Origin of the sequence: Paenibacillus sp. FSL R5-0912, from assembly GCF_000758605.1 — a bacterium.
In the GTDB taxonomy this organism is placed as follows: domain Bacteria; phylum Bacillota; class Bacilli; order Paenibacillales; family Paenibacillaceae; genus Paenibacillus_AQ.
The window spans coordinates 1-13626 of the sequence record NZ_CP009282.1 but is presented as its reverse complement, the minus strand read 5'-3'; the positions used below and the strand labels follow the sequence as shown (position 1 = coordinate 13626).

Annotated in this window: 9 protein-coding genes and 1 rRNA gene; 1 reads left to right on the top strand and 9 read right to left on the bottom strand. The window is 49.1% G+C overall.

Annotated features, from left to right (window positions below):
• Window positions 1-163: 163 nt before the first annotated feature.
• From R50912_RS00050 to gyrA, 3 genes are all read right to left on the bottom strand, one after another.
• A 16S ribosomal RNA gene (locus R50912_RS00050) occupies window positions 164-1721 on the bottom strand.
• Window positions 1722-2097: 376 nt separating this feature from the next.
• Window positions 2098-3198 (bottom strand): HD-GYP domain-containing protein, encoded by a 1101-nt coding sequence (locus R50912_RS00045; protein WP_042231385.1) that lies wholly within the window; start codon window positions 3196-3198, stop codon window positions 2098-2100.
• 149 nt (window positions 3199-3347) lie between these two features.
• The gene (gene gyrA, locus R50912_RS00040) at window positions 3348-5894 is read right to left on the bottom strand and encodes a DNA gyrase subunit A (RefSeq protein WP_042231383.1); all 2547 of its coding nucleotides are present in this window, start codon (window positions 5892-5894) and stop codon (window positions 3348-3350) included.
• A gap of 343 nt (window positions 5895-6237) precedes the next feature.
• Here gyrA and R50912_RS00035 point away from each other — a divergent pair, with 343 nt between their 5' ends.
• Window positions 6238-7125 (top strand): YheC/YheD family protein, encoded by an 888-nt coding sequence (locus tag R50912_RS00035; protein ID WP_042231381.1) that lies wholly within the window; start codon window positions 6238-6240, stop codon window positions 7123-7125.
• Between the two features lie 90 nt (window positions 7126-7215).
• Here R50912_RS00035 and gyrB read toward each other — a convergent pair whose 3' ends face one another.
• The 6 genes from gyrB to dnaA all read right to left on the bottom strand — a co-directional run bounded on the left by gyrB (window position 7216) and on the right by dnaA (window position 13539).
• Window positions 7216-9126, bottom strand: a complete 1911-nt coding sequence (gyrB, locus tag R50912_RS00030) for a DNA topoisomerase (ATP-hydrolyzing) subunit B (protein WP_042132667.1) — start codon at window positions 9124-9126, stop codon at window positions 7216-7218.
• Between the two features lie 46 nt (window positions 9127-9172).
• Window positions 9173-9421, bottom strand: coding sequence for an extracellular matrix regulator RemB (remB, locus tag R50912_RS00025; RefSeq protein WP_039295738.1), 249 nt, complete (start codon window positions 9419-9421; stop codon window positions 9173-9175).
• Window positions 9422-9437: 16 nt separating this feature from the next.
• Window positions 9438-10556, bottom strand: a complete 1119-nt coding sequence (recF, locus tag R50912_RS00020) for a DNA replication/repair protein RecF (RefSeq protein ID WP_042231378.1) — start codon at window positions 10554-10556, stop codon at window positions 9438-9440.
• A gap of 23 nt (window positions 10557-10579) precedes the next feature.
• Window positions 10580-10807, bottom strand: coding sequence for a S4 domain-containing protein YaaA (gene yaaA, locus R50912_RS00015; RefSeq protein ID WP_039295744.1), 228 nt, complete (start codon window positions 10805-10807; stop codon window positions 10580-10582).
• A gap of 46 nt (window positions 10808-10853) precedes the next feature.
• Window positions 10854-11996 carry a DNA polymerase III subunit beta gene (gene dnaN / locus R50912_RS00010; RefSeq protein ID WP_039295747.1) on the bottom strand — a complete coding sequence of 381 codons (1143 nt, stop codon included), beginning with the start codon at window positions 11994-11996 and terminating at the stop codon, window positions 10854-10856.
• 196 nt (window positions 11997-12192) lie between these two features.
• Entirely contained in the window at window positions 12193-13539 is a 1347-nt protein-coding gene (dnaA, locus tag R50912_RS00005) for a chromosomal replication initiator protein DnaA (protein WP_042231376.1), read from the bottom strand.
• Window positions 13540-13626: the final 87 nt, after the last annotated feature.

Sequence of the window (13626 nt, the reverse complement as noted above, 5' to 3'; positions counted from 1 at the left end):
AACGCAAATTCGTTTCGGTATCCAGTTTTCAAGGATCAAGGTAAAGATGAGAGCTTAAACTCTCAAAACTGACCAACGAGTGAGTGTTTGAACCCTAAGGTTCGTTGTGGAAGCTTTAGCTTCCGATTTGAATGTTTCCGTTGCAGGAAACGATTCTCCATAGAAAGGAGGTGATCCAGCCGCACCTTCCGATACGGCTACCTTGTTACGACTTCACCCCAATCATCTACCCCACCTTCGGCGGCTGGCTCCCTTGCGGGTTACCCCACCGACTTCGGGTGTTGTAAACTCTCGTGGTGTGACGGGCGGTGTGTACAAGACCCGGGAACGTATTCACCGCGGCATGCTGATCCGCGATTACTAGCAATTCCGACTTCATGCAGGCGAGTTGCAGCCTGCAATCCGAACTGAGACCGGCTTTGCTGGGATTGGCTCCACCTCGCGGTTTCGCTTCCCGTTGTACCGGCCATTGTAGTACGTGTGTAGCCCAGGTCATAAGGGGCATGATGATTTGACGTCATCCCCACCTTCCTCCGGTTTGTCACCGGCAGTCACTCTAGAGTGCCCAGCTTAACCTGCTGGCAACTAAAGTCAAGGGTTGCGCTCGTTGCGGGACTTAACCCAACATCTCACGACACGAGCTGACGACAACCATGCACCACCTGTCTCCGATGCTCCGAAGAGGGGCACTATCTCTAATGCTTTCATCGGGATGTCAAGACCTGGTAAGGTTCTTCGCGTTGCTTCGAATTAAACCACATACTCCACTGCTTGTGCGGGTCCCCGTCAATTCCTTTGAGTTTCAGTCTTGCGACCGTACTCCCCAGGCGGAGTGCTTACTGTGTTAACTTCGGCACCAAGGGTATCGAAACCCCTAACACCTAGCACTCATCGTTTACGGCGTGGACTACCAGGGTATCTAATCCTGTTTGCTCCCCACGCTTTCGCGCCTCAGCGTCAGTTACAGCCCAGAAAGTCGCCTTCGCCACTGGTGTTCCTCCACATATCTACGCATTTCACCGCTACACGTGGAATTCCACTTTCCTCTTCTGTACTCAAGTCACCCAGTTTCCAGTGCGACCCCAGGTTGAGCCCAAGGTTTAAACACCAGACTTAAATGACCGCCTGCGCGCGCTTTACGCCCAATAATTCCGGACAACGCTTGCCCCCTACGTATTACCGCGGCTGCTGGCACGTAGTTAGCCGGGGCTTTCTTCTCAGGTACCGTCACTCCGGTAGCAGTTACTCTACCGGACGTTCTTCCCTGGCAACAGAGCTTTACGATCCGAAAACCTTCATCACTCACGCGGCATTGCTCCGTCAGGCTTTCGCCCATTGCGGAAGATTCCCTACTGCTGCCTCCCGTAGGAGTCTGGGCCGTGTCTCAGTCCCAGTGTGGCCGTTCACCCTCTCAGGTCGGCTACGCATCGTCGCCTTGGTGAGCCATTACCCCACCAACTAGCTAATGCGCCGCAGGCCCATCCCCAAGTGGCAGATTGCTCCGCCTTTCATTCTCTCTTCAGGAGAGGAAAGAAATTATCCGGTATTAGCTACCGTTTCCGGTAGTTATCCCAGTCTTGAGGGCAGGTTGCCTACGTGTTACTCACCCGTCCGCCGCTAAGTTCATTTGAAAGCAAGCTTTCAAATGAACTCCGCTCGACTTGCATGTATTAGGCATGCCGCCAGCGTTCGTCCTGAGCCAGGATCAAACTCTCCAAATTGGTTTTAGAAAGAGCGATTGCTCATTTTGAAACATCTGACGAGAATTTTCATTCTCTTTTTTGGATCTCGCCGAAGCGATCTCCCACTCACTCGTTGTTCAGTTTTCAAAGATCAAGCTCGTTGTCAGCGACGACTACCGCGTCACCAGCAACTCTTATAATATATCACATCCAACCGATCAATGCAAGCTCTTTTTTTCAACTTCTTTTCGAGCTCGGCGTTGATGTTTCGCGGCCAGAAATAGAATATATCATGTATAGATTCTTTTTGCAAGCAGTATTTTGAAATCAAATTTAAAAGCTATGCTCCTTATAAACGCCCGGCCACAGCCAGCCACAGATGACATAGCTTCTGTAAATCATACCCGCTTACCACCTAAGCGATAATCTCCTGAATATGCAGCTCCCGTTCATTGACCAGATTCACGATCTTGCCCTCTACCTGAACCATTGGTCTTGTGGGATTAGTGCGATCCGTGAAGATGATTTCTCCGTGACGCCCGTCGCTGAGCCGTATCCGTGTTCCATTATACAGATCCGTTGTTTTTTGAATGAAGGTTTGTACAATAACCGGGTCGAGCTTCCCGAAGCTCTCCTTCTGAATCTGCTCCAGTACCAGATAAGGCGACTGAGCCTTTCTGTAGGCTTTTTCAAGCGTCATGGCATGGAAGATATCAGCTACTGCAACAATCTTGGCATAGAAGTGAATCTGAGTGCCTTCCAGCTTAAGCGGATAACCGGAACCGTCGATCTTCTCATGATGCTGCAGGGCGGCTAATCTGACGCCTTCGTTGATTGCTGTAACATTACGCAGCAGCTGGTAGCCATAAGTGGTATGCCTGCGTACTTCTTCTATCTCCGCGCCCGTCAGGGGAGTCGGTTTGTGTAGCAAAGTCTCATCTACCTTAATGTTACCTATATCATGAAGCAAGCCGGCAAAGGCAGCCTGCATCCAATCCTTTTGCGGATATCCGCACCACTGGGCAATTTTATATGAAGTTAAGGCAGACAATACAGCGTTATGATAATTATACTCCTGGTCAAACAGGACACGCGGTGCAAACTTCAGGACATGATAATCCTTCAAATGGCTGATCAGCAGCTCCAGTTGGCTCCGCAATTCAAAAATCGGAAGTACCGCTGCGGTTGCTGCACGATAGCTCTGCTTAATAAGCACCAGCATTTTCTCATACTCATCATGAAGCGGAGAATTACTTTTGGCCAGTACGGATTCATTGATCAGTGCACCTGTTTTGGCAGTCTGCTGCTTTGCTGGCGGCTTGGAGACTTCTGGCGCTTTGTCCTCTCCCTGAACTCCCTCAATTTCAACTTGTCCTATCAAAAAAGCTTGGAGAATCTCAATATCCCGCGGAAGTATGATCTTGCCTTTACCGAATAACACTCCTCCCAAAGGAGTGATTACATCCTTAATAATCTTTGATCCCGCCTTGATCTCTCCAACGGATATATTTGGCATAAATTCAGCCCCTTTATTTCTCTGACACCTCTAGTTCTCTAATTATAGTATGGAACCCGGCAAGCGGCTAGATAGAGGATTCCCATTCTACAAAATTAAAAAAAGCATGAGCTTCTATAATCAGAAACTCATGCTTTCGCTGCAAAGGATTATTCGATGCTATCGTCTTCGTTCCCGGTATCAGTTTCCGCTTCAGGCTCGCTGATTTCGCCATCGCCTTCCACTACTGCACCTTGAATTTCTTCGCCGTCCTCTTGCTCAGACAAGTCATCTTCCTCTTTATCCGCTCTGCAGAGCGTAGCCACTGCATCATCTTCACGGATGTTAATCAGCTTAACGCCCTGTGCGTACCGGCCCATGGTAGAAATTCCATCCATACTGGTCCGGATCAGGGTACCGCTGGTCGTGATAATCATCAGGTCCTCATCTGTCTTGACAACCTTCAGCCCGACTACCGGACCGTTCTTATCGGTAAGGTTAATGGTCTTGATGCCTTTACCCCCGCGTGTCTGGGAACGATAGTCGCCGGCAGGCGTACGTTTACCATAACCCTTGGTTGTTACGATCAGCACTTCAAGATCCTTATCTACGCAGTCCATACCAATGACATGGTCATTGTCATCCAGCGTGATCCCTTTAACCCCTGTAGCACTACGGCCCATGGAACGGACATCGCTCTCCGAGAAAGTAATCGACATTCCGCGTGCCGTACCGATAATCAGATTCTGCTCTCCATCTGTCAGCTTCACTTCGATCAGTGAATCTTCCTCACGCAGATTGATCGCTATCAGACCGCCCTTGCGGATGTTGTTGTAGTCTTCCAGAGGCGTCTTCTTCACGATTCCCTCACGGGTAGCGAAGAACAGGTATTTGTCGCTGTCCGCTTCCTCTACCTGGATTACCGCACTAATCTTCTCGCCCTGCTCAATCTGGATCAGGTTGATGATCGGCGTTCCCCGGGCGGTACGTCCGAGCTCCGGAATCTCATAAGCCTTAATCCGGTACACTTTACCCTTGTCGGTGAAGAACATCAGGTAATTGTGGGAGTTACTCACGAAGAGATGCTCCACAAAGTCCTGGTCCTTGGTGTCCATCCCGATCACCCCGCGGCCGCCGCGCTTCTGGCTGCGGTAAGTGCTGACCGGAAGACGTTTGATGTAACCGGTATGTGTAATCGTGATTACAACCTCTTCACGCGGAATCAGATCCTCATCGAGAATACTCTCTTCCCCAACCGTAATTTCCGTACGGCGGTCATCCGAGTACTTATCACGAATCTCCTGCAGCTCATTGCTGATAATCTCCAGTACGAGATGCTCGTTAGCCAGAATCTCCTTGTATTCAGTGATTTTGGCGAGCAGTTCGTTATATTCATTCTCGATCTTCTCACGTTCCAGACCGGTAAGGCGCTGCATCCGCATATCTAGGATCGCTTGCGCCTGCTCCACGCTTAGACTGAAGGTCTCCATCAAGCCTTCACGGGCAATATCTGTTGTCCGTGAAGCACGGATAAGAGCAATAACCTCATCCAGATGATCGAGGGCAACACGCAGCCCTTCCAGAATATGCGCCCGGGCTTCCGCCTTCTTCAGGTCAAACACGGTCCGGCGGCGGATAACTTCGATCTGATGCTGCAAATAATGATACAGCACATCACGCAGGTTCAGAATCTTCGGTTCATTATTGACAATAGCCAGCATGTTGATCCCGAAGGTAGACTGCATGGAGGTATGTTTGTAGAGGTTGTTGAGCACGACGCTAGGATTCACATCACGTCTCATTTCAACGACTACACGCATTCCGTTACGGTCAGATTCATCACGCAGATCCGTAATGCCTTCGATACGTTTCTCACGCACCAATTCAGCAATCTTCTCAACCAGTCTGGCTTTGTTGACCTGGTAAGGAAGCTCGTGCACAATAATCCGCGCTTTACCGTTATTCTCTTCAATCGTCGCTTTGGCACGCATAGTAACCGACCCGCGTCCAGTGCGGTAAGCCTGACGGATACCTTCACGGCCCAAAATATAACCAGCCGTTGGGAAATCCGGACCTTGAATATATTCCATAAGCTCCATAGGCGTAATCTCAGGATTCTTGATCATTGCCTGCACACCATCAATGACCTCGCCCAGATTGTGCGGAGGAATATTGGTAGCCATACCGACCGCAATCCCCGAAACCCCGTTCACAAGCAGGTTAGGGTAACGCGCCGGCAATACTACAGGCTCATGCTCTTCACCGTCATAGTTGGGAGCGAAATCAACCGTTTCTTTGTTCAGATCGCGGAGCATTTCTCCCGCAATTTTGGACAGCCTCGCTTCGGTATAACGCATCGCAGCTGCCATATCTCCGTCAATAGAGCCGAAGTTTCCGTGGCCGTCTACGAGCATATAGCGCATGGAGAAATCCTGTGCCATACGTACCATTGTTTCATAAACCGCCGAGTCACCGTGAGGGTGGTACTTACCGATAACCTCACCGACGATTCTCGCTGATTTCTTGTGAGGTTTATCCGAGGACATTCCAAGTTCCGACATCGCAAACAAAATGCGTCGGTGAACAGGCTTAAGTCCGTCCCGCACATCCGGCAAAGCCCGGCTTACAATGATGCTCATTGCGTAATCCATAAAGGATTCGCGCATTTCCACGCCAATGTCCCGATCCCTGATTTGCGGGTTATTTTGTTCAGCCATGAGTTGGTGGACCTCCTTCAGTTAAAAACCGCTACCCTTTATTATATTACTTTCACAAAAGCAGCACAATTAAACATGATAGCCTTTTATCTTCTATATTGATTTTCTTTTAGTACGGATAAGGATATACGCCCTTTCCGCTGGTGTCTTCAGTACATAGACTGTAAAGACTAGAAGAATGGCTCTATGACCCTGATTTCGTCCAAAAAAGCATAACCCCATATCCTTATATTATAACATTGTTTAGTTAGATTGTCCTGAAAATTCGCCACAGATGAACAAACGGATATACGTTCATCTGTGGCGAAACCGGCAACCGCACAACTACCCAAGGAGGCAGAAAATGAGGATTCAGCGCGTGTCCAGCAAGTGGGCAAAAACGAAAGTCATTCTTCAGAACCGCCTGCTCTCGGTCTTCATTCCGGAAACACGTAAATACGCCCTGGAAGATTTGAAAGAGCTGCTGGGTCTGTACGGAACGGTATATATCAAACCGGACCGCGGCACCTACGGCAGCGGAGTCATGAGAGCTGAACAGCGGGTAGTTCATTTAAGCCCAAGCGAGCAGCAGCCGGATTTAAGCCAACCGGAAACAGAACCTTTAACATGTGAAGCGGAAGCACCAGCAGAACCCAAGCTGATGTATATTCTGAGATACGCCAAGGATGCAGAAATCTTCAATACACCGGAAGAGCTTCATGCTGCCCTATTGCCGCGGATTAAGGGACGTTCTTATCTCGTTCAGCAAGGCATTGATTTGCTTCAGCATCAGGACCGGCCATTTGACCTACGGGTATTGACCCAGAAGAATCTTCAGGGATCCTGGGAGACTACAGGCATGCTCGGGCGGGTGGCTGCGCCGCAAAAGGTGGTCACCAACTATCACAATGGAGGCAGCATTTTTTCGGTAGATGCCCTGTTCAAAGAACATATGACGCCTGAAGAAATGACGGCAACCATCCAGCAGTTGAAATCACTGGGGGTTAGAATCGGGTCCCAGCTGGAAACTGCCTATCCGGGCCTCAAAGAAATCGGACTGGATGTGGCGATGGATCAGCATCATGATCTATGGCTGCTTGAAGTTAATACGCTGCCTTCGATCATCGTCTTCAAAATGTTTCCGAACAAAGCCATTTACCGCAGAATCCACCGCTATGCTGTTGCCTATGGACGTTTGAAACGCACCCACCCGTCCCCAACCTACCGCCGCAGACGAACACTCAAGCATTAAAGTTACGCCAAAAAACTCTCTCCCTGCATTAAAAAACCTCCGGTCCCCCCTATAAGGGAGAAAACCGGAGGTTCGTTATACAGCTTACGCTTAAATGTCGAGATTTTTGACCGATTGGGCATGCTCCTGAATGAATTCACGGCGCGGCTCAACGTTGTCACCCATCAGTGTATCGAAAATGCTGTCAGCCAGCATCGCATCCTCAATCGTTACCTGCAGCATCGTGCGGCTCTCAGGATCCATTGTAGTATCCCAGAGCTGTGCAGCATTCATCTCACCCAGACCTTTGTAGCGCTGAACGTTTACTTTGACGTTCTCACCAAAGCCGGCAATGATCTCATCGCGTTCCTTCTCGGTCTGCGCATAGCGGATGACTTTGTTGCGTTCGATCTTGAACAGCGGAGGCTGGGCGATATAGATATATCCGGCATCGACAATCTTCCGCATGTAGCGGTAGAAGAACGTCAGCAGCAATGTTCTGATGTGGGCACCGTCGACGTCCGCATCGGTCATAATTACAACCTTGTGGTAACGTGCTTTGGACAGATCGAAATCATCGCTGATGCTAGTCCCAAGAGCGGTAATAATCGCCCGGATTTCCGCATTGGACAAGATCCGGTCGAGCCGGGCTTTCTCTACGTTCAGAATCTTACCGCGCAGCGGCAGGATCGCTTGGAAATGACGGTCACGGCCTTGCTTGGCCGATCCGCCCGCAGAGTCACCTTCGACGATGTACAGCTCACTGATCGACGCATCCTTGGAGGAGCAGTCAGCCAGCTTGCCCGGAAGGGCGCTGACTTCTAGGGCACTCTTACGGCGGGTCAGCTCACGGGCCTTGCGGGCCGCTTCACGGGCACGGGAAGCCTGCAGCGACTTCTCCAGCACCTTGCGTGAGACAGCAGGATTCTCTTCCAGGAACTCCTGCAGCTTCTCGCCGAACAGAGATTCGACGATCCCGCGGACTTCACTGTTCCCCAGCTTGGTCTTGGTTTGGCCTTCAAACTGCGGCTCAGGAATTTTGACGGAAATAATCGCCGTCAGACCTTCACGGACATCATCTCCGGTAAGATTCTGGCTGCTGTCCTTGATCACGCCTGCCTTGCGGGCATAATCATTGATAATCCGCGTCAAAGCACTCTTGAAGCCGGATTCATGCGTTCCGCCCTCATGGGTGTTGATATTGTTGGCGAAGGAATAGATGTTCTCTGTATAAGAATCGTTATATTGGAGAGCCACTTCAACAGCGATCATATCCCGTGAGCCTTCCACGTAGATCGGATCATCATGCAGGGCTTCTTTTTTCTCGTTGAGATACTTCACATACTCCACAATACCGCCGTCATACTTGAACGTATTGGAGACTCCGGTCCGTTCATCCAGCAGAGACAGCTCAATGCCCTTGTTCAGGAAGGCAAGCTCGCGGATGCGGGTAAGCAGAGTGGAATATTCAAACACAGTGGTCTCGGTAAAGATCTCCGGATCCGGATGGAAGGTTGTTGTTGTCCCTGTCTCCTCGGTATCGCCGATTACCTTGATATCATATTGCGGCGCACCGCGTCTGTATTCCTGCTGGTAGACATGTCCGTCACGTTTGACCGTTACAACTACCTTCTCGGACAGTGCGTTAACTACCGAGATCCCCACACCGTGAAGACCGCCGGAAACCTTGTAACCCCCGCCGCCAAATTTACCGCCTGCATGCAGGACAGTCATAACGACTTCAAGCGTGGATTTCTTCAGCTTTACGTTCTCGCCGACAGGTATTCCCCGGCCGTTATCAATAACAGTCACACTGTTATCTTCATGAATTTTCACTTGAATCCGGTCGCAAAAACCTGCCAGCGCCTCATCGATACTATTATCGACAACCTCCCAGACCAAATGATGCAGACCTTTGGCGCTAGTGGAGCCAATGTACATGCCGGGACGTTTCCGAACCGCTTCCAGCCCTTCCAGTACCTGAATCTGGCTCTCATCATATGTCGGTTGATTCATTGACATGCCTTCACCTACTTCTTTCAGATTATCTCCTGTAACTACCGAAACATTATATTTCTAACAAGATTTTGGCTCTTTTTTTGAGAGTGGAGGAGGAGATAGGGGAGTAGTAGACAGTATTCTTGGTGACGACAATAGACTTCGCTTCCTCTTCACCAATGCGCTCCAGCTTTTTATCCTGCTGGGAATGAGTCATAAATTGCTTCGACACCTTGGAGGACTTCTCAATCGATATATCAAATATAGCAATTAACTCTGAGGATCGAATAATTTTCTCTCCGCCCAAATGAATATACATGGTCTTCCTCCGCTCTTTATAGCTCCACTGTGCCGCCGTGCACATGATACAGGCTCGCGCCTTTTAATTTATCGGCATTCAGTCCCTCTACACCGGTGGCGGTGATGAAGGTCTGTACCTTGCTTTGAAATGTTTCGATAAGCTGGGTCTGACGATAGGGATCAAGTTCGGACAAAACATCATCAAGAAGCAGCACAGGATACTCTCCGATCTCCTCATGGATCAGTTCAATTTCCGCCAGCTTGAGCGATAAAGCTGCCGTACGTTGCTGTCCCTGGGAACCGTAGACCTGAGCTTCTCTTCCGTTGATAAAAAAGGACAGGTCATCCCTATGGGGACCCGTCAGCGTCATGCCGCGCCTGATTTCCTGATCTCTTGTTTGTGATAACTTTAACATAAATTTGTCCAATAAGACAGCTTCATCTTCCTCTTCGCGCTCACCGAAAGAGGGGACATAGAGCAGTTTGAGCTCTTCTCCGCCGTTTGTAATGCCGCGATGGATGCTTTCTGCCCATATCTGCAGCTTCTTTATGAATTGTTTCCTTTTTTTGACGATTTTAACACCATGCTCTATAAGTTGCGCATCCCATATCTCCAGAAGCTCCTTGCCGGCAGCTTCTTTTCCCCATAGCTGCTTCAGCAGATTCCCTCTTTGGAGCAGCACCTTCTGGTATTGCTGCAGATGAAACAGGTAGCTGGGCTGGACCTGTCCAATCTCCATGTCAAGGAACCGGCGCCTGATGCCCGGGGTGCCTTTGACAATCTCGAGATCCTCCGGAGCAAACATCACCACATTCAGTGAACCTACGAATTCACTAAGCCGGCGCTGCTCCAGTCCGTTAATTCTGGCTTTTTTGCCTTGGGGTGACAGGGTAAGCTCCAGCTTAAGATCACCGTATTTGCGCTCCACTTCGGCCACAATCTGTGCGGAACCTGCAGGAGCATCGAAGGATATGAGTTCCTTGTCCTTGGAGGTACGGTGGCTTTTGGTCATCGCCAGGACGAACAAAGCCTCCATGAGATTTGTTTTGCCTTGGGCGTTCTGACCGAGAATGAGGTTTACATCGCCCAGGCTCGTAAGGCGCAGCAGCCCATAGTTGCGGTAATACTGCAGACCGATATTTTTGACAAACAAGACCCTGTGCCTCCTTGGGTGTACTACTCTTTGACTCCGCCGCCTTCAACCTCGAATACGCCGTTATCCTGTACCTCTATCTTATCACCCGGGTAGAGCTTTCTGCCACGCCGTTCTTCTTTCTCCCCGTTCACTTGTACGTGCCCTTCCTGCAGCAGCGCTTTGGCCATACCACCTGTGGATACACAATCTGCCAGCTTCAAAAACTGGTCCAGTTTGATATATCCACTGTGGATAACTATTTTTTTCATCTTTTTTGTCCTTTCCACCACTTATCCACAGGCCATGGACAGGGCATTAATTGGTTGTGCGGTAAGGCAGAATGACGTACAGGCTGCGGCTCTCGTCGAGCGGTCTGAGAATAATCGGACTCATCATGCCGGTGAAGGCAATCACGAGCTGCTCACTCTCCACAACCTTCAGCACATCAAGCATATATTTGGAGTTGAAGGAGATCCGCAAAGGCTCACCTTTGAAATCAATTACTTCAAGTTCTTCCCGGACCTTACCCAGCTCTGATGAGCTGGAAGAAATCTCTACGTCGCCATTCTCAAGAGTCTGCATCCGGACAATGTTCGTTTTTTCTTCACGGGATAGCAAATAAGCGCGGTCAATCGATTCGCTGAGTTTTTTTGTATCAAGAGTTAGTTCTGTTTTGTAGGTGGTTGGAATAATTCTAGAAGTATCCGGATAAATGCCGTCCAGGATCCGCGAATAGAACAGCACTTTGTCGATTTTGAAGAGGACCTGGTTATCCGCAACGACAATATCCACCAGCATATTCTGATCCGGGATAATTTTGCTGAGCTCGTTCAGCGTTTTGCCGGCAATAACAATATTCGCAAACTGAACATTCTCTGTACCTTCCAGATGTGCTGCTCTTGTTGCCAGACGGTGGCGGTCGGTAGCCGTGAACTTGAACTCGTTATCGGCAAGATTCCAGAGAATACCCGTCAGAATTGGTGTTGTCTCTTGGGTAGAGATGGAGAACGCGGTTTGTTTAATCATATTCTTCAGCAAATCGCCTGGCATTGAGATGGTTTCATTCTCCTCAATGCTTGGCAGAACAGGGAATTCTTCAGGGTCCAGGCCAACAATCTGAATCTCCGTAGATCCGGAAGAGATATAGGTTTGAAAGCCCTCTTTGACTTCCATGTGAATTTCTTTGGAGGGAAGCTTCTTGATGATCTCGACAAAGAACTTGGCTGGAAGCACTACGCTGCCGGGCTGTTCCACTTTTACGATCGTATGGCTGTCATTCTCGGCAGGGATGAAGGATTGAATTGAGATATCCGTGTCGCTTGCCGTCAATGTTACTCCCTGGTGGCTAACCTCAAGCTTTATTCCGGTCAAAATAGGGATGGTTGTTCTGCTCGAGATCGCCTTGGAGACATGGCCTATAGATTCGTTGAGTTCATTTTTGAGAATGCTGATTTTCATGATTTCACTCCTAGCTGAAAAATTGGGAAATGGGTGTACGTTTGACCTCTTTGAATCCTGCTCTTAGAAGATGAATTATTATAGTTATTTAATAGTATTAGTAGTAGGGGCTCCGTTTATGTGGATAAGTCGCTAAACAGCATAAAATTAAGCCTACCCACATGTGTATAGATTGTGTATAGGCTCTTTGTTCCTCTTAGGAAGGATTTTTAATTTTCTCCGCAAGATTATTTACCACTTTATAGAGCTCCTGGTCCACCTTTAATTGCTGCGTAATCTTCTCATGGGCATGGATAACTGTCGTATGATCGCGCCCTCCGAAGGCTTCACCGATCTTGGGAAGCGAATAATCCGTTAATTCACGTGAGAGATACATGGCAATCTGCCTTGGAAAAGCAACAGCCTTCGTGCGTTTCCGTGCTTTGAAATCCTCCATGCGCAAATTGTAGTATTCGCCGACTTTTTGCTGAATATCATTCATGGTGATCATCTTCGGCCGGCTGGAGGGAATGATATCCTTCAGCGCTTCAGCTGCCAGATGCGTATTCACATCCTGATTTGTCAGTGATGAATAGGCTACAACGCGGATCAGTGCACCTTCCAGCTCGCGGATATTTGTGTCGATCTGATTAGCGATGTACATCATCGCTTCGTTAGGGATATCCAGGTTCTCCGCCTTGGCCTTCTTACGGAGAATCGCAATCCGTGTCTCCAGATCAGGAGGCTGAATATCGGTGATCAATCCCCATTCAAACCGGGATCGCAGCCGTTCTTCCAGTGTGGGAATCTCCTTGGGAGGCCGGTCGCTTGAGATGATAATTTGCTTGCGTTCTTCATGAAGAGCATTGAACGTATGGAAAAATTCCTCCTGCGTTGACTCTTTGCCGGCCAGGAATTGAATATCGTCAATCAGCAAAATGTCAACACTGCGGTATTTGTTACGGAAGCTTTCGCCGCGGTTGTCACGGATGGAGTTGATGAATTCATTCGTAAACTTCTCGGACGAGATGTAGATAACCTTATTGTTGGGGTTATGCTCCAGCACATAGTGCCCGATGGCATGCATCAAGTGAGTCTTCCCGAGACCCACGCCTCCGTACAAAAACAAAGGATTGTAAGCTTTGGCGGGCGCTTCGGCTACAGCCAGTGAGGCTGCATGCGCAAAACGGTTGCCCGAACCGATCACGAACGTATCAAAAGTGTATTTGGGATTGAGCAAATGCGTCTGTGCTTCTTCGCGTGAAACTGCGGGAGTGGTCGCCATTTGTTGAACTATTGGCTCAGAGGGTTTGTTCTCTTCAATTACAAATTTGACGTCAACCTGTTGTCCGGTGACCTCATAAACCGTTGCTCCTACCAGTTTGGTGTAGCGACTTTCCAGCCATTCTACGGCAAAAGTTGTAGGCGCCGAGATAATAAGAGCCTGGTGGCTAAACGTTAAGGCCTTGGTAGCCTTAAACCAGGTGTCATAGCTCGGCTTGCTTAGTTTGGTTTGAATAATCGATAAAATTTGCTGCCATAATTCGGAAGTATGGCTGTCCACAGACTGTCACTCCTTTAAATCTTCCAAATGTGGCATCAGCCATGAAGTGGAAATGTCGAAGAAAATGGGTTGTTGCTGAATCTTATC